The 26,411-nt window shown below is 51.3% G+C and carries 22 protein-coding genes; 14 read left to right on the plus strand and 8 right to left on the minus strand.

What is annotated here, in order from left to right:
- Positions 1-12: 12 nt before the first annotated feature.
- Genes BZG20_RS05350 through BZG20_RS05360 form a run of 3 tightly spaced genes read left to right on the plus strand, consistent with a single transcriptional unit; the run spans position 13 to position 3,975 of the window.
- On the plus strand, positions 13-1,404 hold the full coding sequence (locus BZG20_RS05350; RefSeq protein ID WP_241829519.1) for a TolC family outer membrane protein: 1,392 nt from the start codon (positions 13-15) through the stop codon (positions 1,402-1,404).
- The gene (locus BZG20_RS05355) at positions 1,401-2,003 is read left to right on the plus strand and encodes an OmpA family protein (protein WP_077578317.1); all 603 of its coding nucleotides are present in this window, start codon (positions 1,401-1,403) and stop codon (positions 2,001-2,003) included. The genes BZG20_RS05350 and BZG20_RS05355 overlap by 4 nt, the downstream gene beginning before the upstream one ends.
- A 37-nt stretch (positions 2,004-2,040) precedes the next feature.
- On the plus strand, positions 2,041-3,975 hold the full coding sequence (locus BZG20_RS05360; RefSeq protein ID WP_077578318.1) for an EAL domain-containing protein: 1,935 nt from the start codon (positions 2,041-2,043) through the stop codon (positions 3,973-3,975).
- On the opposite strand, the gene rimI is transcribed toward BZG20_RS05360, so the two are convergent.
- The 3 genes from rimI to BZG20_RS05375 are packed head-to-tail and all read right to left on the minus strand — an operon-like array spanning position 3,972 to position 5,236.
- Complete coding sequence (gene rimI / locus BZG20_RS05365) at positions 3,972-4,433, minus strand: ribosomal protein S18-alanine N-acetyltransferase (RefSeq protein WP_077578319.1); 462 nt, start codon at positions 4,431-4,433, stop codon at positions 3,972-3,974. The two genes, BZG20_RS05360 and rimI, sit on opposite strands and share 4 nt — an antisense overlap.
- On the minus strand, positions 4,426-4,818 hold the full coding sequence (locus tag BZG20_RS05370; RefSeq protein ID WP_158010019.1) for a DNA polymerase III subunit psi: 393 nt from the start codon (positions 4,816-4,818) through the stop codon (positions 4,426-4,428). Before BZG20_RS05370 ends, rimI begins: the two co-directional genes overlap by 8 nt.
- Positions 4,819-4,831: 13 nt before the next feature.
- A complete protein-coding gene (locus BZG20_RS05375) occupies positions 4,832-5,236 on the minus strand; it encodes a hypothetical protein (protein WP_131825923.1) in 405 nt (134 codons plus the stop codon).
- Between the two features lie 334 nt (positions 5,237-5,570).
- Between BZG20_RS05375 and BZG20_RS05380 the strand changes: the two genes are divergently transcribed.
- Positions 5,571-7,679, plus strand: coding sequence for a bifunctional diguanylate cyclase/phosphodiesterase (locus BZG20_RS05380; RefSeq protein WP_077578321.1), 2,109 nt, complete (start codon positions 5,571-5,573; stop codon positions 7,677-7,679).
- 87 nt (positions 7,680-7,766) lie between these two features.
- On the opposite strand, the gene nlpI is transcribed toward BZG20_RS05380, so the two are convergent.
- Both nlpI and pnp read right to left on the minus strand, forming a co-directional pair.
- Positions 7,767-8,645 (minus strand): lipoprotein NlpI, encoded by an 879-nt coding sequence (nlpI, locus tag BZG20_RS05385; protein WP_077578322.1) that lies wholly within the window; start codon positions 8,643-8,645, stop codon positions 7,767-7,769.
- 67 nt (positions 8,646-8,712) lie between these two features.
- Positions 8,713-10,851, minus strand: coding sequence for a polyribonucleotide nucleotidyltransferase (pnp, locus tag BZG20_RS05390; protein ID WP_077578323.1), 2,139 nt, complete (start codon positions 10,849-10,851; stop codon positions 8,713-8,715).
- A 416-nt stretch (positions 10,852-11,267) separates the two neighbouring features.
- Between pnp and prfC the strand changes: the two genes are divergently transcribed.
- From prfC to BZG20_RS05425, 8 genes are all read left to right on the plus strand, one after another.
- The gene (gene prfC, locus BZG20_RS05395; protein WP_077578324.1) at positions 11,268-12,857 is read left to right on the plus strand and encodes a peptide chain release factor 3; all 1,590 of its coding nucleotides are present in this window, start codon (positions 11,268-11,270) and stop codon (positions 12,855-12,857) included.
- Positions 12,858-13,010: 153 nt separating this feature from the next.
- Positions 13,011-13,157, plus strand: coding sequence for a hypothetical protein (locus tag BZG20_RS15995; RefSeq protein WP_158010020.1), 147 nt, complete (start codon positions 13,011-13,013; stop codon positions 13,155-13,157).
- The gene (locus BZG20_RS05400; protein ID WP_077578325.1) at positions 13,150-13,920 is read left to right on the plus strand and encodes a TatD family hydrolase; all 771 of its coding nucleotides are present in this window, start codon (positions 13,150-13,152) and stop codon (positions 13,918-13,920) included. Before BZG20_RS15995 ends, BZG20_RS05400 begins: the two co-directional genes overlap by 8 nt.
- 209 nt (positions 13,921-14,129) lie before the next feature.
- A complete protein-coding gene (locus BZG20_RS05405) occupies positions 14,130-15,416 on the plus strand; it encodes a NupC/NupG family nucleoside CNT transporter (protein ID WP_046075137.1) in 1,287 nt (428 codons plus the stop codon).
- A 157-nt stretch (positions 15,417-15,573) separates the two neighbouring features.
- Positions 15,574-15,744: a XapX domain-containing protein gene (locus BZG20_RS05410; protein WP_046075138.1), complete on the plus strand. Its 171-nt coding sequence runs from the start codon at positions 15,574-15,576 to the stop codon at positions 15,742-15,744.
- A gap of 367 nt (positions 15,745-16,111) precedes the next feature.
- Complete coding sequence (gene deoC / locus BZG20_RS05415) at positions 16,112-16,888, plus strand: deoxyribose-phosphate aldolase (RefSeq protein WP_046075139.1); 777 nt, start codon at positions 16,112-16,114, stop codon at positions 16,886-16,888.
- Positions 16,889-16,953: 65 nt separating this feature from the next.
- Entirely contained in the window at positions 16,954-18,285 is a 1,332-nt protein-coding gene (deoA, locus tag BZG20_RS05420; protein WP_077578326.1) for a thymidine phosphorylase, read from the plus strand.
- Positions 18,286-18,296: 11 nt separating this feature from the next.
- Positions 18,297-19,517 (plus strand): phosphopentomutase, encoded by a 1,221-nt coding sequence (locus BZG20_RS05425; protein WP_077578327.1) that lies wholly within the window; start codon positions 18,297-18,299, stop codon positions 19,515-19,517.
- A gap of 110 nt (positions 19,518-19,627) precedes the next feature.
- On the opposite strand, the gene BZG20_RS05430 is transcribed toward BZG20_RS05425, so the two are convergent.
- Positions 19,628-20,212 (minus strand): AhpA/YtjB family protein, encoded by a 585-nt coding sequence (locus tag BZG20_RS05430; RefSeq protein WP_077578328.1) that lies wholly within the window; start codon positions 20,210-20,212, stop codon positions 19,628-19,630.
- A gap of 130 nt (positions 20,213-20,342) precedes the next feature.
- On the opposite strand from BZG20_RS05430, the gene serB reads away from it, so the two are divergent.
- Positions 20,343-21,314, plus strand: coding sequence for a phosphoserine phosphatase (serB, locus tag BZG20_RS05435; RefSeq protein WP_077578329.1), 972 nt, complete (start codon positions 20,343-20,345; stop codon positions 21,312-21,314).
- A 125-nt stretch (positions 21,315-21,439) separates the two neighbouring features.
- Here the strand turns inward: serB and BZG20_RS05440 are convergent, their stop codons facing one another.
- Positions 21,440-23,797 carry a PilZ domain-containing protein gene (locus tag BZG20_RS05440; protein WP_077578330.1) on the minus strand — a complete coding sequence of 786 codons (2,358 nt, stop codon included), beginning with the start codon at positions 23,795-23,797 and terminating at the stop codon, positions 21,440-21,442.
- Between the two features lie 123 nt (positions 23,798-23,920).
- Here BZG20_RS05440 and radA point away from each other — a divergent pair, with 123 nt between their 5' ends.
- Positions 23,921-25,297: a DNA repair protein RadA gene (radA, locus tag BZG20_RS05445; protein WP_046075145.1), complete on the plus strand. Its 1,377-nt coding sequence runs from the start codon at positions 23,921-23,923 to the stop codon at positions 25,295-25,297.
- Between the two features lie 94 nt (positions 25,298-25,391).
- Here the strand turns inward: radA and BZG20_RS05450 are convergent, their stop codons facing one another.
- Positions 25,392-26,396, minus strand: a complete 1,005-nt coding sequence (locus BZG20_RS05450) for a peptidoglycan DD-metalloendopeptidase family protein (RefSeq protein ID WP_046075146.1) — start codon at positions 26,394-26,396, stop codon at positions 25,392-25,394.
- Positions 26,397-26,411 lie beyond the last annotated feature (15 nt).

The following is a 26,411-nucleotide window of genomic DNA, read 5'->3' on the forward strand; positions in this document are numbered from 1 at the left end:
AGGAGTAACAACGTGCTGAATTTCTCGCATGTGGTCAATAAAAAGCGTATCGCGACGCTTACCCTGGCAATGAGCTTAAGCTCGCCGGCTGTGATGTCGCAAACCCTAGAGCAAGCGGTGGCGCGCTCTTTGGAATCTCATCCGCAAATTCGCCAAGCGTTTGCACGATATAAAGCCAGTGAGCAAGCTATCGAGCAGGCCGAAGCGGGGTATTACCCTACCTTGGATGCAACCGCGGGTATGGGTTGGGAGCGCACAGACTCACCAGCCACTCGCCGAGATACCACCACCGACGATGAGGTTGATTTGACGCGCCGTGAGCTGGGCGTGTCGTTGCGTCAGGTACTTTTTGACGGCTTTCGCACACAAAACGAGGTCTCTCGCACCGAGAATGAAGCCACTGCTGAACAGTGGGCACTGATAGCGACCGCTGAAGACAAGGCGTTGGAAGTGGCACGCGTATATTTAGATGTACTTGTGGCTGATGAAGTGGTGACGTTGGCGGAGAAAAACTTGGAGAATCACCAAGAGATTTACGATGCCATCAAAGAGAGCAACGAAGGTGGATTTGCTAAAGCCAGTGATTTATCGCAGGTAACAGGGCGTTTAGCGCGAGCTAACGCTAATTTAATGTCTGCACGTAATAATTTAGCGGACGCGCGCAGTGCGTTCACTAAAATGGTGGGTGTAGCCCCTGAAGATCTTCACCTGCCGAGGCCTGATGAATCCATGTTGCCTTCGTCATTAGATGCGTTGCTGGCGCGTGCACTGGAGACACACCCAAGGCTACGCTCGGCACAAGCGGATATTGCGGCGGCGAATGCGGCTCGTGACGGCTCGCGTGCGGCTTACTTGCCTGAGTTCAATTTAGAAGTAGACGCTAACTGGAACGATAATGTGGGGGGGGAAGACGGTGCCGGCCCGCCAGATGTTGGCGGAGAGAACAACAATATCCAGGCAATGGTGCGTATGCGTTACAACTTGTTCAACGGTGGCGCTGACCGAGCGCGTGAACGACAAACGGCCTATCAAACCATTGAGGCGCGTGAAATCAATGAAATGGCGCATCGTGATGTCATTGAGGGCGCAAAATTGGCTTGGAATGCTCGTACCTATCTTGAACAGCAACGCGACTTTATGCGTCAACATGTCGAAGCGGCAACGGACACCCGTAATGCTTACCGAGAGGAGTTTCGTCTGAATGCGCGCACATTGTTGGATGTGCTGGATTCGCAAAATGAGCTGTTTGAAACACGCCGAGAGTACCTGAGCAAAGAAGCGGACGAACGTTATGCGCAGTATCGTATTTTGAACGCAACAGGGCAGCTTTTAGCCTCCTTACGGGTCGATGTGCCTGCAAGTTGGGATACAGAGTCTTTGACGGGCCAGGAGCGTGAACAATGAAACAGCTAAGCATCGTTTTAATCACTGGACTATTGCTTGGTGGCTGTGCCCCGCAAACTGTTGAACCCATGGAAGACACTGTGACGCAAACTCGTGATTTAACGGATAGCGATAAAGACGGCGTGGTTGCCGCTCGCGATCAATGTGGTGACAGTGTTGAACAAGCCAAGGTGAACAATGAGGGTTGCCCAAGTCAGCGAATCGAGCAGGAGTCGTTTGAACTCAACGTTCAGTTTGCGACTGCGTCTGCTCAAGTTCGCGAAGATCAGTATGCAGATATTCGCCGTCTTGCTGACTTTATGCGTCGCTATCCCCAAGCAACCGTGACGATAGAGGGTCATGCGAGCAAGGTGGGCAATGCGTCTTACAATATGCAGCTGTCTCAACGCCGAGCGGAAGCCATTGCCAATGTGTTAGTGACACAGTTCTATATTGATAAAAACCGCGTAGATGCGCAGGGATTTGGGGAAACCCAACCGCTGATTGATGACGAGAGTGACCGAGCGAATGAACAAAATCGCCGTGTGATAGCGTCTGTGTCAGGCGAACATGGGGTAACAGAGAAACGATGGACTATATATTCGTCAGAAGAGCAATAGTTCAGCGAGATAACCTAAACATGAAAAGAGGCGTGGAATGACGCTCCATCAACGTGTGCTCTCGTTTGTCATAACCGCTGCCGTGGTCATCCTTTTGGTGACCACGGCAGTGGTCTTTCATTTTGGTGTCGAACAGATAGAGCGAGAGCAGCAGCAACACTCACGTTTATTAAGCCAGTCACTCGCAGAGGCGTTACCTGTGGTGCTTGAACAGGGCGATACGCAAAGGCTCAATAAACTGGTTTCTCACTTTATCACGATGCCTCAGGTGGAGAAGATTATTGTCAAACCTATGCTCTCGGGAGACCGTCAAGTGTGGGAGTCTGACTCACCGAGCCTGGACGCACCGGGATGGTTTACACAACTGACGGGGCTCACAACCCTTACCCGCTCAGTCTCAGTGACTAATGGTTGGACTCAGTTGGCGCAATTGACCATTGCGATAGGGCCACAGCGAAACATTGAGGCCCTGTGGAGTCGGCTTTTACAGCTGGTCCTAGGGTTAATGGCAGTGAGTGTACTGATAAGCTTAGGGGCGTCGGTCATGTTCCTTAGCGTGACAGCACCGCTGGGTGAGCTACGAAAACGGTTGAAAGCATTGGGCCATGGTGATTTTCATCCCGCGCGGGCTAGGACGCGTGTCAATGATTTGGTGGCCTTACAAAGTGCGTTTAACCTTGCCGGTCAGCAAGTTGCCAAAGTCCAGCAATCGCAGCAAGAAGAATTGGCACGCTTGCGCGATAAATTGATGGTTGATCCTGTCTCAAGATTACCTAACCGAGGCTACTTCCAGCATCAGTTACAAAGTTACATGAAAGACGGCGTTGGTTGTACGCTTGTGCTAATCGAAGTCTCTTGGTTATCGCGACTGCGCGCACGTTATGGTTACCAATATCGTGATCAGTGTTGGCGCTTGCTGGGAGAAGCGTTAACACAAGGGGAGCTGGCACAAAGCCATCAATTAGTGGCACGTCTAAGTCATAACGAGATCGCGATACTGCTGACGATTGATGAAGAGAGCATAGTGCGTCGCTACTTGAGGCAACTATTGCGCGCCATAAACCAAGAGCTGGAGCATATTGCTTTGCCTGTTAACCAAGGGTTTCATCTTGGTTTAGCGCAAACCCGTACGGATGATACGGCGAGCCTGATGGCCAAAGCGGATAATGCCTTACAACAGGCTAAGCGCCAAGGTGACGTCTATTTCTGGCCCTCTGATGAACAAGCTGACAGTCGTACTCGAGAGCAATGGCGGCAGATATTACTTGATGCGCTGAATAAAAATCCACTCGCGCTTTATGCCCAGCCGGTTCGCCATCGCGATAATCAACATAACTGGCACCAAGAGGTGTATGCGCATCTTTGGGTTGATGAGAGTTGGCTGGCCGCGGGGCAATTGTTGAACCGTATCTCGATGTACGCACTGGGTGAAGAGTTTGATAAGCATGTGTTGGCTCGGGTCGATGAATACGTAAAAGCTAACCCTGTTACGGATAAGTTAGCGGTCAACCTGACGTTAGAAAGTGTTAAAAGCCAAGCCTTCCATGATTGGCTGCAAAACTTTTTGTTAAAAACCTACTTGGCCAATAAATTGACATTTGAGGTGGCAGAAAGGGCAGTGCATCAAGACCTAGAAGCTTGCCAGGCGTTGTTTCAACTCATTCGTGATCAAGGCTTTGAGGTCGGCGTGGACCACTTTGGGCGTGATATGGATAACGTCGAATACATTAAAAATATCGAGCCTGACTACGTGAAGCTCGATATTGGTTTTGGCCAGCCGTCGAGTGATGTTGACGATGTGTTTATTCGTATGTTGGTGAATATTGCCGCGTCTCGGGAAATAAAGGTGATTGCCACGGGAATCGAGCAGTCAGAGCAGCATCAATATTTTCATCAGTTGGGCTGCCAAGGGTACCAGGGATATATTCTTCCCCCCCTTCGCCTTGATAATGAGCACGAGCGTCGCGACTAAGTCAGTCGCTTTTCCATTATCCAAGCATCTTCACGGTGACCGTCGGCACAGCGGTAATACTGTTGCCGGCGGTGAACCACTCGGAAACCATGCTTTTGATAAAGTGCTTTGGCAGGTATGTTACTCTCTCGTACTTCTAGCCAAATACTGTCCGCCCCAGCATGACGTAGTGTCGTTATCATCCCGTTTAAAAGCACCCATCCCCATCCTTGCCCCTGATAATCAGGATCGATAGCGATATTCAACAGCTCGCCCTCACCCGCGATACAGCGCGCATAAAAATAACCGATGATGGTTGAGGGTGTAGTGGCCAAGCGCAGCACGTAGTGATAGTCAAACTGGCGAGGCGAAACCGCCAATTGTGACGCAGACCATGGAAAGAGGTGGGCGCGCTGCTCGATAGCAGTGATCCTCTCAATATCGTCATGAGCGAGTGGGGTAATCTTGTAATCACTCATACTGACAAATCTGACGCCAAAGATCGCGCTTAGTCATCGGGTTATCGTGCATCTGCGCTAAAGGAAGTGAATACAAGCTCTTGACGCCATCGACAATGATCTCGGGCGAGTCAATATACCAACACCAGCTAAGATGATGATCACCCAACGCAGCCAAGGCGGCATGGGGGAGTTGACGAGCTTGATCAGCGCTTAGTTTGATACTTTTGAGAATATTGCCAAATAGCCATGCGTCTTGATCAGTGAGTACGTGATCGCAGACCAACAATAATTGGCAGTGGTCAGGCAATTGAATCACCTCTTGCTCTCGGCCGTAGATTTCTGGGTGTCGCAATTGCCACACGTCGAGATCCATGGCTTGTAAACGTTGGATATCCGTTAACATGGTTTGGTGACTCTTACGTTGAAGTCGCGGCGGCGAGTTGTTTATACCACCAAGTATCATCCGGGTCTAAGGGGGCAAATTCTGCCTTTTCGGCAACGTCACTGGGCGCAATTTTTAACAGGCTATAGCCCAGTTCAAACAAAGTAGACTCAGCCTCGTCTAACAGTGGCATCACCAAGTCTGCATCTGGGCTGTGCCATAACGTAATTTCTTGGGTGTTATTGGCGGTTTGAGCGTCGGTGATGGCAATGTGCCCTAATATCTCTCCCATATCATCAGTTGCGAGGAGAGAAAGCGAGATCTGCCCCGTTTCGCGCAGCTGTTGGAGCTGATCGGCTTGCATGGGGCGCATTAGCGTCTCTCGCCACCAACCGTCTAGTCGAACCAGGTCGGCGGGCGCTTCTGTACGAATCATCATCACAGAGGTAGTGGTTATTAAATGGTGTAGCCAGAATAACGGATTCCCGATCCCGTGCAAGAGGTGACTGTCGTTTGTGTTTGATGCTTACGCAGCTAAATGCATAAATAGTCAGCAAATTGTGCAATATGGCGACACAGTCTCCCCTGTTTGCTGATTTTGAGTCCTTTATCTATTTTTACAGTAAAATATGCGGTATATAGTGATAAAAGCTTGAACCCATGACGCGTGCCTCATAAAGTGCTACTGACAACAAAGTTAAAAGTGTCTAATATATGAGACGCTTGTCTCGCCAATGAGATGGTCGAGAGTGATTCCCAGATGTGAGCTTTTCATGCCAATATCGTCGTTAAATGATTGGTTCTACTGCTTAACCGATAATAGTCCGTTTCTTTTTGCCATTCTCGACAGCAATGATTGCTATCTTTACGCCAACCAACGCTACAGAGAGCTGTCTGGCTTGGCCTTGCCGTCGTTAAAGGGGTTATCCGATATCGATACCCTAGGTGAGGCGTTTTATCAGTCGGTCAAACCGCATTATGACAAAGCCAGACGGGGTGAATGCGCCGAGGGAGAGGTGCTTCTTACTGACAACTACCATAGTGCTAGCTTTCACTTCAGTGTTGCACCATTACCAAATGTCGCTGATGAAAGTGGCAAGCCCTGCGTGATCTTTCATGCTGCAGATACATCCGAACGCCAAGTATTAGCCAGTGCGCTCGAAGAGGCGGAGGAAAAATACCACCATCTTAGTCAGCTTATCGATGACGGCTGCTGCGTGGTTGAAGATGGCTGTATATTATCAGCGAACCCTGCGGCGGCTGGGCTACTGGGCGTCGGTAGTATCGACGCGCTGATGGGTGAACCTTTATCAGACTATCTTGTGGTGGCAGAGGCAACGACCACCACTATTGACAGCCTATTGCGTGCGCCCCATGGGCAAGGTGTGTCGGTGGTGAGTGCAAAAAACAGCGCGCCGCTGACCGTGTGCCAATCACCGATCCACCTTTTGGGCAAAAAAGCGCATATGCTGCGTCTACAGCCGACAATCACTGACTCGTCGGTTAAGCGCCTAAAGCCCACCGAAAAAGAGGATGTCAGCAAAGTCGGTGAGCAACAATCCGCTTATACGGATGCATTAACAGGTCTTTATAACCGCTACGGGTTCAGTCGAGAGCTGGATAGGCTGATAAAGGCACAAACGCCATTGGCCATGTTGTACCTTGATGTCGATAATTTTAAAAATATCAATGATTCTCTCGGACACCATGTCGGCGATCGTGTGCTTCAGGATATTGCTCAGCGCTTACGCGCCTTGCTCTCGGCAGATACTATCATTGGCCACTTAGGCGGTGACGAGTTTGCGGTGTTGCTTCCTAAGCCTGCAACGGAAGATGCACCTGATCAGTTGGCTGACAAAGTGGTCGGGGCCATTAGTCAGCCTTTTGAATTGCATTATTTTAGTAAGTACTTGGCGTGTTCAGTGGGGATGGTGCGTTATCCCGACGATGGCAAAGACGCCCGCCAGCTGCTGCAAAATGCGGATACCGCGATGTATGAGGCCAAAGAGCAAGGTCGAAACCGTGTGGTCGCCTATCATGACAGCATGAGCAAAGAAGCACGGATGCGGCTGTGGTTGGAAATCGAGCTACAAAAGGCCTTACAAAATAACGGCCTGGAAGTGTGGTATCAACCTAAGGTCAGTGCCAGTGATTATCGTATCAACGGTGCTGAAGCTTTAGTGCGTTGGAAACACCCTATAGAAGGTTATATCAGTCCTGGGCGTTTTATTCCGGTCGCAGAGCGCTGCGGATTGATTGAAGCGCTCGGCCGTCATGTGATGCGCGAGGTGTTTCAAAACGTGCGTCGCTGGCGTCAACAAGGCATATTGCCGGGACGGGTAGCGATTAACTTATCGCCAGAGCAATTTAGCAGCCCCAAGCTGACCGAGCACATGGAAAAGCTGATTAAAGCCACGGGGGCGAAACCAGAAGATATTACTTTTGAGTTAACGGAAAGCGCGGTGATGAAAAACGATGAGCATGCGCTGAATATGCTCAATGCGATAAAATCACTGGGCTTTGCCCTCTCGATTGACGACTTTGGCACCGGCTACTCATCCTTGTCTTACCTTGCCCGTTTTCCGCTTGATGAGCTTAAGATTGACCGTGCGTTTATTCACGATATGGATGCCTTGAGTAAACAGGTGACGCTGGTGGAAAGCATTATTCATCTCGGCCGAGCCATGGAAATGACCGTGGTGGCAGAGGGGGTCGAAACCCGTCAGCAGGCGTCAGTGCTCACTAACCTGCACTGTGACACGATTCAAGGGTATTATTTTCACTCGCCCATGCCTAAGCATGAGTTTGAAAAGCTATTGCTGAAAAGTAAGCCCCACAAGCAACCACCACAGGCCTTGGCGCCCAGTGCGCAGACAAGCTAACCGGATACCTGTTGGTATTACTCATGATCAAAAATAGAGCAGTGAGCCTGCTCTATTTTTATGCTTGAGGCACTATCGAGTGACGCGCTATGGTTGGCCGTAGGCGAGTCGGTTGAGCTCAAGTAACGCATAGCGGTGTTCGACAAACTCATACACGTTACCCGACATGGCAAGCTTATACAACGCCACAGCGCGATCGTTGTCGCCCTGGAATTGATAGCGTTTAGCAAGGTAAAAGTAAGCTTCACATAAACGTTCTGCTAGCAGTTCATTGTCTTCACCTTGCGAGGCAAGTTGCTCCAGCAGCTCACGTTCACTGAGCTTACCGAGGTACATATCGACAAGCTGCCAGCCCCAACCCGAAGCTTCTGCATTCGCTTTTCGCGTTACCAGCGCTTGTTGTGCCTTGGTTTCCCCCTTCCAATCGCGTTCCACTAAATAAAGCCAAATGAGGCGATAAGGATCGTCGCGATCTTCTTGGTAGTGATGGAGTAAGTCTTGATGGGCCAGGCGATAGCGACCGCCGTAGTACAAGGCGATCCCACGATTACGCGCGGCATAGCTGTGGTTATTATCCAGCTCTAACGTCGAGTCAAAGGCCTCGTAGGCAGCATCATAGTGGCCGTTTTGAGTAAAATAGACCCCAAGAATATTGAACACATCAGGTTGATCCGGCTTTAGTGAGAGAGACTGGTTAAAGTCCAATCGTGCCAAATCGCGCATCCCCAAGCTGTCGTGCATCAGTCCACGCTCATAATGCAATTGGGCGCGTGCGTCGTCACTCAAATCATTGCGCGCAAGCAGCTGATCAATCCGTGCTAGGTGTACTTCCTGCTGCAGGGTAGGCTGTAAAGGGACGGCCATAGGAGGAAATGTCCATTGGCTGGTGCAGCCTGTTAATAGTAACAGCGCCAGTATCGCCAGAGGCTTGTAAAACACCGCCCGTGGCTGAATAAAAAAGGTCATGAAGGCGCATCTCCGTGTAAAAAAAGGGGGCCTCAGCCCCCTTTATACCATGAATGACGATATGACTCTAAGCGTCAGTGCTTGGTGCTTCTTCTGCTGGCGCAGCATCAGCAGCGGGGGCTTTTTCTGCCGCCGCTTCTTTCATGCTCAAGCGGATACGACCTTGACGGTCAACTTCCAGCACTTTCACGTCCACTTCTTGGCCGATCTCGAGATAATCAGACACCTTCTCAACGCGTTGATCAGCGATTTGAGAAATGTGAACCAGACCATCTTTGCCGCCAATCACTGAGACGAAGGCACCGAAGTCAACGATACGCTGAACCTTACCGGTATAGATACGGCCCACTTCGACTTCTGCAGTGAGTGCTTCGATGCGTGAAATGGCATCTTTGGCGGCTTCACCGTCGGTGGCCGCAATTTTCACTGTACCGTTGTCGTCGATTTCAATGGTGGTGCCAGTTTCTTCGGTAAGCTGACGGATCACGGCGCCACCTTTACCAATGACATCGCGGATCTTATCTGGGTTGATGCTCATGGTGTGGATACGAGGCGCGAACTCAGAGATATCGTCGCGTGCCGAGCCGATGGCTTGGTCCATCACATCCAGGATGTGTAAACGTGCGCCTTTAGCTTGGTTCAATGCGATTTGCATGATCTCTTTAGTGATCCCTTCGATTTTGATGTCCATCTGCAACGCAGTGACACCGTCATCCGTCCCGGCCACTTTAAAGTCCATGTCACCTAAGTGATCTTCATCACCCAAGATGTCAGAAAGCACAACGAAATCGTTGTCTTCTTTCACCAGACCCATGGCGATACCGGCCACTGATTTTTTCACCGGTACACCGGCATCCATCAGCGCCAAGGAGGTGCCGCAGACAGAAGCCATTGAGGAAGAGCCGTTGGACTCTGTGATCTCAGATACCACACGCAGTGTGTATGGGAATTCATCTTGGCTTGGTAGAACCGCTGCAATACCGCGCTTCGCTAGGCGACCATGGCCGATTTCGCGGCGCTTTGGTGAGCCAACAAAACCGGTTTCACCGACACAGTAAGGAGGGAAGTTGTAGTGCAGCATGAAGCCTTCTTGGCGCTCACCCATGATCGAGTCGATGGTTTGCGCGTCACGCTGAGTACCGAGTGTGGCGGTGACCAATGCTTGTGTTTCACCACGGGTAAACAAGGCGCTGCCGTGAGTACGTGGTAATACGCCCGTACGCACGTCGAGGGCACGAACCATGTCTTTTTCACGGCCATCAATACGGGGTTCACCCGCAATGATACGGCTACGCACGACTTTCTTTTCTAGGTCGCCAAGCATGCCCAGGATTTCACGTTCATCCAAGGTCTCGTCTTCGCCGAGTAGTGCAGCCACCACTTCCTGCTTCACCTGACCAATTTGCTCGTAACGGGCCATTTTTTCAGTGATTTGGTATGCCTGAGCCAGTGGACCTTGTGCCATTTCAGCCACACGGGTTTGTAGCGCAGCGTTAACTTCCGGCGCTTGCCAATCCCAAGTAGGCGTACCCACTTCGGCGGCAAATTCTTTGATTGCGTTGATCGCGGTTTGCTGTTGCTCATGACCAAACATCACCGCTTGCAGCATTTGCTCTTCGCTTAGGCGGTCAGCTTCAGACTCTACCATCAGCACCGCACCTTCGGTCCCGGCCACAACGAGGTCAAGTTTACTCTCGTCTAGCTCTGCTGGGCTTGGGTTAAGCACGAGTTCATCATTGATGTAGCCGACGCGTGCAGAGCCGATAGGGCCGTTGAATGGGATGCCTGAGATGGCCAGTGCTGCCGAGGTACCCAGCATGGCAACGATATCAGGGCTAACCGCTGGGTTAACAGATACGACGGTTGCGATGACCTGTACTTCGTTTTTGAACGAGTCCGGGAATAGCGGACGGATAGGGCGGTCAATCAGACGTGCGGTCAGTGTTTCTGACTCAGAAGGGCGGCCTTCGCGCTTGAAAAAACCACCTGGGATTTTACCCGCGGCGTAGGTACGCTCTTGGTAGTTGACCGTCAATGGGAAGAAGCTTTGGCCTTCAGCCGCTTCTTTTTTACCGACGACAGAAACGAATACCGAGGTATCGTCCATGCTGACCATGACAGCACCATTGGCCTGACGTGCCATCACGCCTGTTTCCAATGTCACTGTATGATTGCCGTATTGGAATGTTTTTACGATTGGATTCACAGATTATTTCCTTGTTGCTAAGGGATAAACCCGTTGGTTTATCTCACTAAGTGTTGGCTTTCAGCTGCTCACCATCGCGACTAATGACAGCACGCTGCGCGGCTGTTTGGCCTTCGTGGGCGGTATGCTGTCAATAGTCGCGACCTTATGGTCGACGTTGTTGACTGTGTTACAGCTGAAAGTGGCGCTAATTATACACGTGCTTGGCCGATAACGACACCACGAGGCGGTCAAATGGCAACATTTGTGATGTGTTTGGCAAGCAATATTGACCCTAAAGGATGCAGATAACACGGCGAAGTCAGATTTGTGAATTGAAGCTGACTACAAGATCAGCGAAAATACGCCACCTTTGTGAATGACCTCCTCAGCTGGCGCCTGATTGCCGCCTGAAGCCAACAAGAAGATAACCTGCTATGTCAAATACACTGCTGCAACAGGAAGTTGATAAACGCCGCACGTTTGCGATTATCTCGCACCCAGATGCGGGTAAAACCACCATCACCGAGAAGGTGCTGTTATTCGGACGTGCCATTCAAACGGCAGGCACCGTGAAAGGGCGTGGCTCTAACCAACATGCGAAGTCTGATTGGATGGACATGGAAAAAGAGCGTGGTATCTCTGTCACCACCTCGGTGATGCAATTTCCTTACAACGACTGCCTAGTGAACCTGCTTGATACCCCAGGGCACGAAGACTTTTCGGAAGATACGTACCGGACACTGACTGCTGTCGATTCGTGTTTAATGGTGATTGATGCGGCGAAAGGTGTCGAGGATCGTACCCGTAAGCTGATGGAAGTCACCCGTTTACGTGATACTCCGATCATCACCTTCATGAACAAACTTGACCGTGATATCCGCGACCCAATGGAGCTGCTTGATGAAGTAGAAAGTGAGCTCAATATTGCGTGTGCGCCGGTATCTTGGCCGATTGGTTGCGGGAAAGGTTTCCAAGGTGTGTATCACATTCATCGTGACGAAAGCATTCTATATCAATCTGGCCAAGGCCATACCATCCAGGAAGCACGTATCATCAAAGGCTTGGATAATCCTGAATTGGATGATGCGATCGGTGCAGACATTGCGCAAGATTTGCGCGATGAGTTGGAGCTGGTAATGGGGGCGTCACATGAGTTTGACCATGAGCTGTTTTTAAGCGGTGAACTCACGCCTGTTTTCTTCGGTACCGCACTGGGTAACTTCGGTGTGGATCATATGCTGGATGGCTTGACTGAGTGGGCACCCAAGCCCATGGCGCGCCCGACCCATGACCGTGAGGTCAAGGCTGACGAGGAGAAATTCTCGGGATTTGTGTTTAAAATTCAAGCCAATATGGACCCACGTCACCGTGACCGGATCGCGTTTATGCGCATTGTTTCCGGCAAGTATCAGCAAGGAATGAAACTGCGCCATGTACGTTTAGGTAAGCAAGTGAATATTTCCGATGCGGTGACCTTTATGGCAGGGGATCGGTCACGGGCTGAAGATGCGTTTGCTGGCGACATTATTGGCTTGCACAACCATGGCACCATTCAAATTGGTGATACCTTTACGCAAGGAGAAGATCTGAAATTTGCGGGGATCCCGAATTTTGCCCCAGAGCTTTTCCGTCGGATCCGCCTCAAAGATCCATTGCGCCAAAAGCAGCTGCTTAAAGGTTTGATTCAGCTGTCTGAGGAAGGTGCGGTACAGGTGTTCCGTCCGTTGCAATCGAACGACTTAATTGTCGGAGCGGTTGGTGTCCTCCAGTTCGATATGGTGGTAGCTCGCTTGAAAGCAGAATACAACGTGGATGCCTTGTATGAGCCGATTAATGTGGCCACCGCGCGTTGGGTGGAGTGCAAGGATGAGAAGAAGCTGGACGAATTTCAGCGTAAAAACCAAGCGAACTTGGCTTTGGATGGTGGCGACAACTTGACGTACATTGCGCCGACCATGGTTAACCTGAACCTTACGCAAGAGCGCTTCCCGGATATTGATCTCAGAGCGACCCGCGAACACTAATCGGCAGAGGGCGAAGACTGAGTCACCCCCGTGTGGCGAAAAACACGCACCAGGGAAAGATAACGCTCTCCAAGTTCGCCCCCATGCTATACTGCCGTCTGTAACCAGACGGCTTTTTAATGGCATAAGGTTTACAAAGCAAGGATGCCAATAATGATGATTGCGCGTATTAAACGTTGGGTGGCAGGTTACGATGCCTGGTGTCAGCGAATGGGGCTGGGCGAGGATAACCGCCGAAGCTGTGTGCCTATCAAGCGTTCAGAAAATACACCCCCCACACAAACGTCTCAGTATGATTGATACCCATTGCCATTTTGACTTTTCTCCGTTTCGAGACGCCCCGGAGCGATACTGGCAGGCGGCACGCGAAAGCGGTGTGATGCGGATGGTGGTCCCCGGTGTTAGCGAGAGTAACTGGTCAGCAGTGCTGTCGTTGACTGAACGCTTACAAGGCGTTTACGCGGGGCTAGGGTTGCACCCATGTTTTCTCGATGTTCACACTGACACCAGCCTAGATAAACTTGATCAGGCACTGGCCGCGCGTCCTGCGCGCTGTGTCGCTGTCGGAGAAGCCGGGCTCGACTTTTTTGTCGCGAACCAGGATGCCGCTCAGCAGCGCCAGCAAGCGCTATTGGAGGGGCAGCTTTGGCTCGCACGCCACTATGATCTCCCCATTATTCTGCATAGCCGCAAAGCGCATAACCAATTATTACACACCGTTAAAGCTTACCCAGGCGTACGCGGGGTGTTACATGCGTTCAGTGGCAGTGAACAGCAGGGTAAACAGTTTATTGATGCGGGTTTGATGCTCGGGGTTGGCGGGACCGTCACCTATTCTCGCGCGCAAAAAACTCGCCGCGCCATTGCACAGCTACCTTTGGAGCACCTCGTCCTTGAAACCGATGCCCCCGACATGCCTTTGGCAGGATTTCAAGGAAAACCGAACACACCCTCTCAGGTATCACGGGTTGCTGATGTGGTGGCAGCGTTAAAAAGCTGTGACAGAGATCATCTGGTGGCTGAAACATCAGACAACGCTGAAAGATTGTTTGGCTTTGATTGAGCGGGAACGGGCAAAAGACAAACGTTTGCGGTTGCATAAGCTCACAAAACTAGATCAAAGTCATACTTATTGATGCATTACAAAATAGTTTTACAGCGAACTGTGATTGGAATATTACTTTAATGTGACTGCGATGCGTATAATCTCTCCCGGAAACCAAATTCCACTTTGTCGAGACGCCAACTTTTTACTTTGAGGATGCCAATACTATGAGCCTGCTGATGAGCGTGATCGGGATGGTTGTACTGCTAGGGATAGCTGTTCTTCTTTCCGATAACCGCAAAGCCATTAACCTCCGTACCGTGGGTGGCGCATTTGCTATCCAACTCTTTTTCGGTGCTTTCGTACTGTATGTCGATGTCGGACGCGACATTCTGTACGGCGCATCACAATACGTTGCTAACGTCATCGCATACGGTGACGAAGGGATCAGCTTCATCTTTGGTGGGCTGGTTTCTGACAAAATGTTTGAACTGTTCGGCGGTGGCGGTTTCGTCTTCGCACTGAAAGTTCTGCCAGTTATTGTCTTCTTCTCATCACTGATCAGCGTGCTTTACTACCTGGGTATTATGCAGGTTGTGATCAACGTGCTCGGTGGTGGTCTACAAAAAGCACTGGGTACCTCACGTGCCGAGTCTATGTCAGCAACCGCTAACATCTTTGTCGGACAAACCGAAGCGCCATTGGTGATCCGTCCATTCGTACCTCGCATGACACAGTCAGAGCTGTTCGCAGTCATGTGTGGTGGTCTGGCCTCGGTTGCTGGTGGCGTACTGGCCGGTTATGCCTCTATGGGTGTTCCGCTTGAGTACTTGATTGCGGCATCATTCATGGCCGCACCTGGTGGTCTACTGTTTGCGAAAATCATCAAACCTGAAACCGACGAGCCGGTCGAGCAGATGGCTGACGCGACCGCTGAAGGCGCAGAGAAGCCAGCGAACGTGATTGATGCAGCCGCAGGCGGCGCTTCATCAGGTATGCAACTGGCGCTTAACGTTGGTGCTATGCTACTTGCCTTCATTGGTTTGATTGCCCTGATTAACGGCATGCTAGGCGGTATCGGTGGCTGGTTCGGTTACCCAGACATCACGCTGGAGCTGATCTTGGGTTACCTGTTTGCACCGTTTGCATTCCTTATCGGTGTGCCATGGGAAGAAGCGGTGGTCGCAGGCTCTTTCATCGGTCAGAAGATCGTGGTTAACGAATTCGTGGCTTACCTGAACTTCACGCAATACCTTGGTGAAGGTGCGCAAGTTGTTGCGGCAACAGGTATGGAAATGACAGAGAAAACCAAAGCGATTATCTCCTTTGCTCTGTGTGGTTTCGCTAACTTGTCGTCTGTGGCTATCTTGCTAGGTGGCTTGGGTGGTCTCGCGCCAAACCGTCGTCCAGAAATTGCACGCTTCGGTGTGAAAGCGGTGATCGCCGGTACCTTGTCTAACTTGATGGCAGCGACCATTGCGGGTCTATTTGTTACCTTAACCTTGGCGGGCTAATCGTCTTATCGCGATAGCACATCATGTTAATCAAAACGCCACACAGGCTGCCTGTGTGGCGTTTTTTTATTGCAGCCATTGGCGTGATACGCTCAGCCCACATCCTCTAGGGGTGTATACTCAGAGGTAGATACGAGCGAACAAAAAAGGTAACGATATGCAGGAAGTCCTTCTCGCCTTGGTGGCTGGTTTTTTGGTTGGCGTACTGTTTAGCGCGATAAAACTCCCCATACCCGCACCGCCTGTTTTATCCGGTGTGATGGGCATCGTCGGGGTGTATTTGGGCGGCGTCGGCTATCAGTGGATTGTGGCGCGTTTTTTCAGTTAGAAAGATTGGTTCCACCGCGCAACAGTGTATTTTTCAACATAAACGGTAAAATCTAGTTTTGCTGAAACGGCGTTGGTAAAATAAGTGAACGCCGTCAAAGTTTGCTGGCGCCACAATCCTTATTTTCCTCTCATGGTTAGCAACAAGGTGTGGCTAGCCCCAATCGGAAACGTCCAACGGCGGAACCGCAAGCACATAGGTGTTTGCACGCGGCAACAAGGATGGTTGGTTGAAGGCGGCGCGATGTCCAGCCTCAAACTTCATGGAGCCAAGTCCGCTGAGCAATGACCGGAAAACAGAACCGGTTGTTAATACAGTGGCCAACCCTATACCTGTTTGGCAAAAGAATGAGGACTGGAGATAACCAATGAACGAATTACAAACCGCGGCCCTACGCGCACTAAAACTGATGGATCTGACGACACTGAACGATGATGATACCGATGAAAAGGTGATCAGCCTGTGTCAGAACGCGAAAACCGCCGTTGGTAATACTGCAGCGATTTGTATCTATCCGCGCTTTATCCCTATCGCCAAAAAAACACTGCGCGAACAAGGCACGCCAGAGGTGCGTATCGCCACCGTGACGAACTTCCCTCACGGTAATGATGATATTGATATTGCGGTGGCAGAAACGAAGGCAGCCGTCGCTTACGGCGCCGATGAGGTTGATGTGGTGTTCCCGTATCGCGCACTGATTGCAGGTGATGAACAAGTAGGTGCTGAGCTGGTCAAACAATGTAAAGCCGCGTGTGGCAGTGATGTATTGCTTAAAGTCATCATTGAAACCGGTGAACTGAAAAGTGAAGCACTGATCAAACGCGCTTCTGAGATTGCCATTGATGCAGGCGCTGACTTTATCAAAACCTCCACGGGGAAAGTGGCGGTGAATGCCACCCCAGAAGCGGCGGAGATCATGCTCAACGTGATTAACGATAAAGGCGTGGCTGAGACTGTTGGCTTTAAACCTGCGGGCGGTGTACGTACCGCTGAAGACGCACAGCAATACTTGGCAATGGCTGACCGTATTCTTGGTGAACAATGGGCTGATAGCCGTCACTACCGTTTTGGTGCTTCTAGCTTACTGGCAAACCTGCTGCACACCTTGGGCGAAGGTGAAAAAGCAGCTGAAGGCGGTTATTAACTGTCGACTGTCAATCGATACCCAGGGCAAGGTAGGCCTTGCCCATTTGCCGGTAAGGAGGAAGCATGATCTTACCTCAAGAGATTATTCGTAAAAAACGTGACAACCTAGCGTTGAGCAAAGAAGAAATCTACGCGTTTATTCAAGGTGTCGCCGATGAGTCGGTCTCAGAAGGGCAAATTGCCGCGTTTGCGATGGCGATTTACTTTAATGACATGACCATGGATGAGCGTGTGGCATTGACGTGTGCGATGCGCGATTCTGGCATGACCTTAGATTGGTCTCACATGCAATTTGATGGCCCTGTGGTTGATAAGCATTCAACCGGTGGGGTGGGCGATGTCACCTCACTGATGCTGGGGCCCATGGTCGCCGCGTGTGGGGGATATGTGCCGATGATCTCAGGTCGCGGTTTGGGTCACACTGGCGGCACGCTGGACAAACTGGAGTCAATTCCTGGTTATGACATCATGCCAAGCAACCAAGTGTTTGGTGATGTGACCCGCGATGCCGGTGTGGCGATCATTGGGCAAACCGGCTCATTAGCGCCTGCGGATAAACGTGTGTATGCCACCCGCGATGTGACGGCCACGGTCGACAACATATCTCTGATCACCGCGTCGATTCTGTCGAAAAAGCTGGCCGCAGGCCTGGATGCTTTGGTGATGGACGTCAAGGTTGGATCGGGTGCGTTCATGCCGACGTATGAAGACTCAGAGGCATTGGCCAAATCGATTGTGGGTGTGGCGAACGGTGCTGGCACTAAAACCAGTGCGTTGTTGACGGACATGAACCAAGTATTAGCATCGTCGGCCGGCAACGCCTTAGAAGTCAAAGAAGCCGTCGACTTTTTGACCGGTCGTTACCGTAATCCACGCTTGTACAATGTGACTATGGCGCTATGCGCCGACATGTTGGTGGTCAGTGGATTAGCAACCGATGTGAATCAAGCAAAACAAAAACTGGATCAGGCACTGGATAGCGGTCGTGCTGCCGAGTGTTTTGCCAAGATGATCGCAGGACTAGGTGGCCCGGCAGATTTTGTTGAGTCGCCGGATCAATACCTCGCGACTGCATCCGTGATTAAACCTGTCTATGCCGAGCAATCAGGTATTGCCAGTGCCATGGATACACGGGCATTGGGCATGGCTATTATAGAAATAGGTGGCGGCCGTCGGGTTGCCAGCGATAAAATTGATTATGCCGTTGGGTTGAACGAAATGATTCGTCTGGGGCAACAAGTGGATGAGCACACCCCGCTCGCCATGCTCCATGCTCAGACTGAAGAGCAATGGCAACAAGCGGCGAATGCGGTGCGAGCCGCAGTGAAAGTCGCTGATGAGGCGCCGAGTGCAACGCCAGACGTTTATCGTCGCATCAGCTTACAAGACGTCTAATGGAGGCGATCATGAAACGCGCAATTGTATTAGTTTTAGACTCATTTGGTATTGGCGCCACTGAAGACGCCGTCAAATTCGGTGACCAAGGTGCAAACACCTTGGGCCACATTGCACAAGCGTGTGCGAAAGGCGAAGCGGATAATGCGGATCGTCAAGGCCCATTATCTTTGCCTAACATGACCAAATTGGGCTTGGGTAAAGCGTGTGAAGAGTCGTCAGGTTACTTCCCAGAAGGCTTGGATTCACATGCAGAGATTATCGGTGCTTACGCACATGCTAAAGAGCTGTCTTCGGGTAAAGACACACCGTCTGGTCACTGGGAAATTGCCGGTGTGCCTGTCTTGTTTGAGTGGGGTTACTTCTCAGACTTGACGAACAGCTTCCCGCAAGCGCTGCTTGATCGCATTGTTGAACGGGCGGGCGTACCTGGCTATCTCGGTAACTGCCATGCATCGGGCACGCAAGTGCTGGACGATTTGGGCGAAGAGCACATGAAAACGGGTAAGCCGATTTTCTATACCTCGGCGGACTCGGTGTTCCAAATCGCGTGCCATGAGGAAACCTACGGGCTAGATAACCTGTATGAGCTGTGCCAGATCGTGCGCGAAGAACTGGAAGACTACAACATCGGTCGCGTGATCGCCCGTCCTTTCATCGGGCCAGCGAAAGGTCAGTTTGAGCGTACCGGCAACCGCCGTGACTTGTCTGTCGAGCCACCTTCTCCCACCGTGCTACAAAAGCTGGTGGAAGAAAAAGGCGGTGATGTGATCTCGATTGGTAAGATTGCAGACATTTACGCGCATTGCGGTATCACCAAGAAAATCAAAGCCACAGGCCTAGAAGCGTTGTTTGATGCAACCAAAGACGCGATCAAAGAAGCAGGCAACAATAGCTTGGTTTTCACCAACTTTGTTGACTTTGACTCGGCGTACGGCCACCGCCGCAACGTTGCCGGTTATGCCGCGGCACTGGAGTACTTTGACCGTCGCTTACCCGAAATCATGGACATGCTTGAAGAAGACGATGTGCTGTTGCTAACGGCTGACCATGGTTGCGATCCAACTTGGCCTGGTACTGATCACACCCGTGAGCATATCCCTGCACTGGTCTACGGCAAAAAAGTGCCAGCGGGCTCACTCGGTCGCCGCGAAACGTTCGCGGATATTGGTCAGTCCTTGGCGGAATACTTTGATGTTTCACCAATGGATTACGGGAAGTCGTTCCTGTAACGCGTTGACCACTTCCCTAGATAAAAAGAGATGGCGAACGGCCATCTCTTTTTTTATCTCGGTTTATTGCCCTGATCGCCGTGTCTTTGCCGTTTTACCAATTTGCCGTTTTACCAAGATAAACGCGCAGAACGACGAGTGAGTATTGCCATCAATAGCGCTCCCAATAGGAGTGCGAGGCCGATGAGGAAGCGAAATTCGGTCATGTTCGATTGCAGCTGCTTTTTGGCTTCATTGATAACGGAGTGATGCTCAACGGTGAGGCGGAGAAAACCGACAATGTCACCATCACGGCTGATTGGTGTCATCAGTTGCTGTCGTCCTTGGCTTTCCAACCCCAGCGGAGTGGTCAACCCAACGGCCGTTTCCAACGGTAAGGCGTTGGTTGAGCGCACGACAGGGCTGCCGTTGAGCTGATAGAAACTGGCATCGCGAATTAACGGCTCGGTTGCCAGCTCATCAGCCATGGCTTGTAAAGGCTGGTAATTCTTATCCACTAAGGCATCATAGGCTTGCACACCCACTTGGCGGGTCATTAGCTGGGCTAATTGGTCCGTTTGCTGGTATAGCGCTTGGTACTGACGCTGGCTGAGTGTGGTGCTGTAAAGCATCAAAGCGGCAATAGTCCCCATGGTCATGAGCAAAAGACTCCACCAAGTCACCCGCCGTAGTGTTTTGCGCGAAATTGAAAACATACCTTCCTCAAAGCCAGATAAACAGAGTCAATTAGCACTGGAGCTTACTACGGTTTTTATGGTATCACAGCCTCATTGTGATTGATTCATTCACCAAGCTTGCTTGGAAACCGAAAGGAAAATATTGACCATGGATAAGGCCAAACCGTTGGCAATTCACCGTTCACCGCAACTCTACCGTCGCTTTCCTTCCATCACCACGCCGTTTTTCTCTCGCCACCGGCATGGCGGGTGGATTGTGTTTGCTAAAGCCATCGACCCCCGTCAGCTTGACGATATCCGCTTTTTTACTGGGGAGGCGCTAGAGGTCGTCGATGGATGGCGTGTTGGGCCGTATGAGGTGTTATTGATCCGCGGTGAATTGACGGCTGAACATCGCACCGTGATTGAGGCGCTCGAGCTCGACTGCGCGGACTTACAGGCCCTACCGGATTTAAGCAAACCTGGTTTGGCGGTGTTTGACATGGACTCCACCGCGATAGAAATAGAATGTATTGATGAGATTGCGGCACTCGCTGGGGTTGGAGACGCGGTGTCTGCGGTCACCGAGCGCGCCATGTTGGGCGAACTTGATTTTGAGGCAAGCTTACGTCAACGCGTGGCGGCGTTGAAAGGCGCTGACGCGGCGATACTTGAGACAGTGAAAGCGCAGTTGCCGTTGATGCCAGAAATGGCGAGCTTAGTGGCCAGTTTAAAAGCCCACGGCTGGTATGTGGCGATTGCCTCTGGCGGTTTCACCCATTTTTCTGATCATCTTCAACAACAATTAGGCTTGGATTATGCCGTGTCGAACCAGCTTGGATGCCGTGATGGTCAACTCACCGGCGAGGTAGACGGGGCTGTGGTGGATGCGCAACGCAAAGCGGATGTGTTAACCATGTTGGCACAAAAGTACGATATCGCCCCAGAGAACACGTTAGCTGTAGGCGATGGCGCCAATGACTTGGCGATGATGGACGCTGCGGGTCTCGGCATTGCGTATCATGCGAAACCCAAAGTGAATGCGAAAGCGCAAGCTGCGGTCAAACATGCGTGGTTGGGGGGTGTGTTGTGCGTGCTCTCTGCCAGTATTCGAAATCGCATTAGTTGGCAGCCACGCTAATAGGGTAAAGGGTGTGGCACCCACTTGGTGTGGCACTCACTCGGAGTGGTACCCACTGGGTGCCATCCTCTCTTTGCTGTTGCCCCGGTCGATATCGTGCCGATTCATTCGTATGTCGCCTGCGGTTATCGTCCCAGGCGCATTAGCACTTCATCGGTCACATCGACCAACTCACCGTAGGCACACAAGGCAACAAATTCGTCTTCTAGCTGGCGTGCTTTGTGGGTATCGCGTTTGAGTAACGTGGATAACTGCGTGGCATCAATATCTTGTTCAGCATGGGCTAGCGGTGTCATCCGATTGCGTAGCACCGCGAATGCGCCGCCTTTTTGCGCCAACTGGATGAACTTACGCCTTGCGTCGTCTGATTCAAATTCACTATCGGCAAAGGTATGGACGGCGCGCACCTTATCATTTTGCATGTCTATCCAGACAAAGTATTCGCGCACCAGCTCTTTAAGAGGCTGCGAGGGGCGAGTGACTTCATGAGTGCGGGTGAGAATCTTGTCCCCGAACACCGGATAAAAAGACAGTTGGCGACCGCCGCCTGCGCGCTCGAGAAAGCGGTGCAAACGGCTGGGTGGCAGGTTGATACCCACTGCGGGCACCGAGAGTACACCGTTGTCGCGCCGAATAAAGTAGGGTTGTACGGTTAAGCGCGTAAGCAATAATTGGTGCATGGCCCAAACCAAGGGAGGGTCGGGTAAACGCTCATCCAGCACGGTCAGTTTGTCGAGGTTGTATTCAATCAAGCGGCGAAGGTACTGGCGACGACGGGTGTTGGGCGCTTCAGTGGTAAGCTTGAGTTGGATATTGTCTCGTTTGGGGCTCACTCGAATGACTTGATACGGCATATCGACGAGAGGCGCACGAGGGTCAATATTGACAAACGCATCGAGTGATACAGACACCAAGTCATCTTTCGCACCTTGAAAAGGCTGCGCCAGTTTCAGGTTCAACCCACCCGAGGAAAAGTCGACCAGTTTTCCCTTCAGCGCTCCCTGTTCTGAATGCACCAGTGATACCTCAGAGCGATAGGCATAACGTGGTTCACGACGTTGTGGTTGACGGTCAGAAGAGATGAGCTGGGCAAGACAAACTGGATTACGTTGGTGTAAAAAGCGTCGCAAGGCTTGACTGGATAACGACGGTTTGGGGTGGGTTAAATAACTCTCCTTGCTTTCGGTATGAGTCACATCTTGCACCAACGCGACATGAGTCAGGGTTTTGAGCGTATTCAGCCAATCAGGCGACACATCTTGTAGCCGTTCAATGTCACCCGCGTTTATGGCTGACATGGTCACCTTAAACACCCGCCATGAATGGCGCTTGGCACCCAGTTGCCAGAACAGGTGGCGCTCATCTTCGCTCATTTCGCTGGGCGAAGCGGAATAGAAAAAACGCTGTTTGTTTTTCTCTACATAAAAGCAATATAACAATAGCTGGCTGGTTGACGCCCCTTCCACTTGCAGCAGTGACAAGCGCTGTGCATCGAAAATATGATTAATGACAGGTTGATTGCGGCTGTCGTGCCAGTAATCCCATAGCTCTCGATTTTGCCGCGTTTGTAATACGTACTCTAACTTGTCTTGCGCAAAGTAAAGCGGTAGCACGCTGGTGTGATGCAAGAAGGATTGTTCATAGCTTTGCAGCTTGAGAGTGAGTAGCTTGTCCTCCCCATCTTGTTTGCCACGAAAGTCGGGCGAGGCCATTTCTGCATCGAGGGCCTGCTTAATCGCATCACTGCTGGTGTCAAGCCGTAAGCGTAGCCAAGCACTGCTGGTGGACTCTTTGTTTTGATCGACGCCAATAATGCGATAACTCAGCCCTTGTTCCAGATCGGGGTCTTGATACTTTTGCGCCAGTGCTGTGAACCGAACGATGACTTCAGCGCTAGGCGGGTAATCGAATGCCGCGGGGACACGTACTCGGCAGCCTGAATTAGACAAGTCGCTGGTGACCCCATGTACCTCATAGCCGGTATTCAGTGTTATTAATACTTGGGTAGCAAAATGGATGCGGCTTTCACTACGCGCTAAATAACGTCCAAAGGTGAGTTTCTCGGGCAATAATGCCGCCTGGGCGCTATCACTGACTGGGCCTTTTCCTTGTTGCTGCGTCTGCTTTTCTTGTTCGTGTTTGACGCGAAAGTTATTAGGGGTATTGTGCAAATCTTCCCACAACCCTTGAGTCATTTGCCCGTTGTATAAAGGCAAACGCTCGTAATAGCGGTTAATCGCGACATCATCCAGCCAATGCTTTTTGCCGTTGAGCTCGTATTGATGACACTCACCATCCACTTTGCCACGCAGGTCGATGGTACGGTTGCATGGCGTCATCAAACGTCTGATCTCCATTTTGATCAGAAGTTTGGCAGAGCTTGGCTCGTTGGCGGTTAGCTTATCGAGCAGCACCTCAAATTTTGGGGTTTGGGACATAGGAAGCAGTTGCTCAATCAGTCCCTGGTAATCATCCTGCTTCATGGCAAAGTCTGGTAAAGTATTGTCCTTGTATATTAACGGCACGCGTCGGAAAAAGTGTCGGAATAATTAATAAGATAGCAATCATTTTGTGAATTAGCTGACATCATACGTCTTGGAGAGCGAATGGCAAAAACAAAACGAGCCTACGTATGTAACGACTGTGGCGCGGATTTTCCCCGTTGGCAAGGGCAGTGCTCAGCCTGTGGCGCGTGGAACACCATTACAGAAGTGAGACTGGCAGCATCGCCCCAGGTCGCGCGCAATGAAAAGTATGCCGGGTATGCAGGTAGCGCAGAAGGACAAGTACAAACCCTGCAGGATATCGATTTACAAGAAGTGCCACGCCTGAGCAGTGGTTTTAAAGAGCTGGATCGTGTGCTCGGCGGGGGGATCGTCCCTGGTGCCGCTATTTTGATTGGTGGTAACCCAGGCGCGGGGAAAAGTACCTTGCTGTTGCAAACCATGGTGGGGCTCGCGCACCATTTGCCGACCTTGTACATCACAGGGGAAGAGTCATTACAGCAAGTGGCGATGCGCGCTGATCGGTTGGGGCTTGCCAAAGACCGCTTGAAGCTGTTGTCAGAAACGGGCGTAGAAACCATCTGCCAGGTGGCCAAAAAAGAACAACCGAAAATCATGGTGATTGACTCGATACAGGTGATGCATGTCGCGGATGTGCAATCCGCGCCCGGTAGCGTGTCGCAGGTGCGGGAGTCTGCCGCAGCCTTGACCCGTTATGCCAAGCAACACAATGTGGCGATTTTCATGGTGGGGCATGTGACGAAAGATGGCACACTGGCTGGCCCCAAGGTGCTGGAGCACTGTATTGATTGTTCTATTTTGCTCGATGGCTCCAGTGATAGCCGTTTTCGTACGCTGCGCAGCCATAAAAACCGCTTTGGTGCGGTCAACGAACTTGGCGTGTTCGCGATGACTGGGCAGGGTTTAAAAGAGGTCAGTAACCCCTCCGCTATTTTCCTTTCACGTGGTGAGGAGCAAACCTCCGGTAGCTCGGTAATGGTGGTGTGGGAAGGCACGCGCCCTCTATTGGTAGAGTTACAAGCCTTGGTCGATTATTCACAATTGGCCAATCCACGCCGGGTGGCGGTGGGGCTAGAGCAAAACCGTCTTGCCTTACTTCTGGCCGTTTTACACAAACACGGCGGGCTGCAAATGTCTGACCAAGATGTGTTTGTTAATGTGGTTGGTGGGGTTAAAGTCACCGAAACCAGTGCCGATCTTGCCCTGCTGTTAGCGCTGATATCGAGCTTTAGGGATCGCCCGCTGCCGAGAGAGCTGGTGGTCTTTGGTGAAGTCGGTTTAGCCGGGGAGATCCGCCCTGTACCTAGCGGGCAAGAACGTCTGATGGAAGCGGCAAAACATGGCTTTAAAAAAGCAGTCGTGCCCAAAGCAAACTTGCCGAAACAGCGTATTGAAGGGATGACGGTTTATGGCGTTAGCAAACTCTCCGACGCCCTGGATGTGTTAGAAGACTTGTAGTCGAGCGCAAGTACCAATAGCGAAGTGGTGGGCGATGATACGGCCTGTTAACCGAAGAAAGGCGCTCGGTTTTATCATCGCGCGATGGCCTCCATTACATGGAGGCTTTCGTCGGAGTGGTTTGTACATCGGCCTCACGCTGCTGCGCGGTGCTCAGTGGCGGCTCAGCATCTGGCATATTGGCGACTTGTACCTGAGTTTCGACCAAGTTTTCCACCACCGCGACTAAATGTCCCCAACTGACGCGCTTCTCGTTTTCGAGCAAGGTATCAAACTGCTCAGCACTCCACTTAATAAACCGGCGCGGGTTAAGCGCCCGTCCTAAAAAACGCACTTCGTAATGCAAATGAGGGCCAGTGGATAAACCTGTGTTGCCTGACCAAGCAATCAAGTCCCCTTTTTTCACGAATTGCCCACTGCGTACGTTGAACTTATCAAGGTGGGCGTAGAGGGTCATAAAGCCAAAGGCATGGTCTATTTTTACAAAGTTGCCATAGCCTTTGCGACGGCTGGGTCTGACATATTCCACCACGCCATCGGCCGGGGCATACACCGGGGTGCCGATGTCTGCGGTTAAGTCTAACCCCATATGGAATTTTTCTTTGCCAGTGACCGGATGCGTCCGTGAGCCATAACCGGAGGAGCGCCGATAACTCTGGATGGGTTTACCATTGGGGATGAGCTGTAGCATGGTATAGCGCACGGCAGAATTGATCGCCGCCACATCAAGCCGATGGGTCAGCGAGGCATCTTTGGCGACCGATTGTAGCCCTAACATATCTTCTACCGTCACGACGCGTTGGGTGAGAGCGGTTAGCTCGACATCTTTGTTTTCGATGGTTTGTGACAGCTCATCGCGTTTTTGTTGCAGCATGGCCACTTCGTTATTCAATGCAGCACGCTCTTCACGTAAACGGTTAACGGCGGCTTCAGCTTCAGTAGAACGCTCGGAGAGTAAATAGAGGCTGGCGAAGGTCACGGTGAGAACGGCCAACAATACCAACGCCAACGTCTGCACTACCTTTTTGCGGGTAGGGCAAAGCGTATAATGCTTCACACCGTTTGGGTGTGAGATGGCGATGTGGATGTGATCTGTCATGACTGGTTACTGCTG

Source organism: Salinivibrio sp. IB868 (assembly GCF_001995655.1).
In the GTDB taxonomy this organism is placed as follows: domain Bacteria; phylum Pseudomonadota; class Gammaproteobacteria; order Enterobacterales; family Vibrionaceae; genus Salinivibrio; species Salinivibrio siamensis.

Excerpts from the sequence above, each read along its gene's own strand:
- prfC (WP_077578324.1), top strand. The coding sequence starts at position 11,268 with ATGTCAAATACACTGCTGCAACAGGAAGTTGATAAACGCCGCACGTTT.
- BZG20_RS05440 (WP_077578330.1), bottom strand. The coding sequence starts at position 23,797 with ATGAAGCAGGATGATTACCAGGGACTGATTGAGCAACTGCTTCCTATG.
- BZG20_RS05430 (WP_077578328.1), bottom strand. The coding sequence starts at position 20,212 with ATGTTTTCAATTTCGCGCAAAACACTACGGCGGGTGACTTGGTGGAGT.
- rimI (WP_077578319.1), bottom strand. The coding sequence starts at position 4,433 with ATGAGTGATTACAAGATTACCCCACTCGCTCATGACGATATTGAGAGG.
- deoA (WP_077578326.1), top strand. The coding sequence starts at position 16,954 with ATGATCTTACCTCAAGAGATTATTCGTAAAAAACGTGACAACCTAGCG.
- BZG20_RS05410 (WP_046075138.1), top strand. The coding sequence starts at position 15,574 with ATGCAGGAAGTCCTTCTCGCCTTGGTGGCTGGTTTTTTGGTTGGCGTA.
- BZG20_RS05400 (WP_077578325.1), top strand. The coding sequence starts at position 13,150 with ATGATTGATACCCATTGCCATTTTGACTTTTCTCCGTTTCGAGACGCC.
- BZG20_RS15995 (WP_158010020.1), top strand. The coding sequence starts at position 13,011 with ATGATGATTGCGCGTATTAAACGTTGGGTGGCAGGTTACGATGCCTGG.
- BZG20_RS05370 (WP_158010019.1), bottom strand. The coding sequence starts at position 4,818 with ATGTTAACGGATATCCAACGTTTACAAGCCATGGATCTCGACGTGTGG.
- BZG20_RS05360 (WP_077578318.1), top strand. The coding sequence starts at position 2,041 with ATGACGCTCCATCAACGTGTGCTCTCGTTTGTCATAACCGCTGCCGTG.
- nlpI (WP_077578322.1), bottom strand. The coding sequence starts at position 8,645 with ATGACCTTTTTTATTCAGCCACGGGCGGTGTTTTACAAGCCTCTGGCG.
- serB (WP_077578329.1), top strand. The coding sequence starts at position 20,343 with ATGGATAAGGCCAAACCGTTGGCAATTCACCGTTCACCGCAACTCTAC.
- BZG20_RS05380 (WP_077578321.1), top strand. The coding sequence starts at position 5,571 with ATGCCAATATCGTCGTTAAATGATTGGTTCTACTGCTTAACCGATAAT.
- BZG20_RS05425 (WP_077578327.1), top strand. The coding sequence starts at position 18,297 with ATGAAACGCGCAATTGTATTAGTTTTAGACTCATTTGGTATTGGCGCC.
- deoC (WP_046075139.1), top strand. The coding sequence starts at position 16,112 with ATGAACGAATTACAAACCGCGGCCCTACGCGCACTAAAACTGATGGAT.
- radA (WP_046075145.1), top strand. The coding sequence starts at position 23,921 with ATGGCAAAAACAAAACGAGCCTACGTATGTAACGACTGTGGCGCGGAT.
- BZG20_RS05405 (WP_046075137.1), top strand. The coding sequence starts at position 14,130 with ATGAGCCTGCTGATGAGCGTGATCGGGATGGTTGTACTGCTAGGGATA.
- BZG20_RS05355 (WP_077578317.1), top strand. The coding sequence starts at position 1,401 with ATGAAACAGCTAAGCATCGTTTTAATCACTGGACTATTGCTTGGTGGC.
- BZG20_RS05450 (WP_046075146.1), bottom strand. The coding sequence starts at position 26,396 with ATGACAGATCACATCCACATCGCCATCTCACACCCAAACGGTGTGAAG.
- BZG20_RS05375 (WP_131825923.1), bottom strand. The coding sequence starts at position 5,236 with ATGATGATTCGTACAGAAGCGCCCGCCGACCTGGTTCGACTAGACGGT.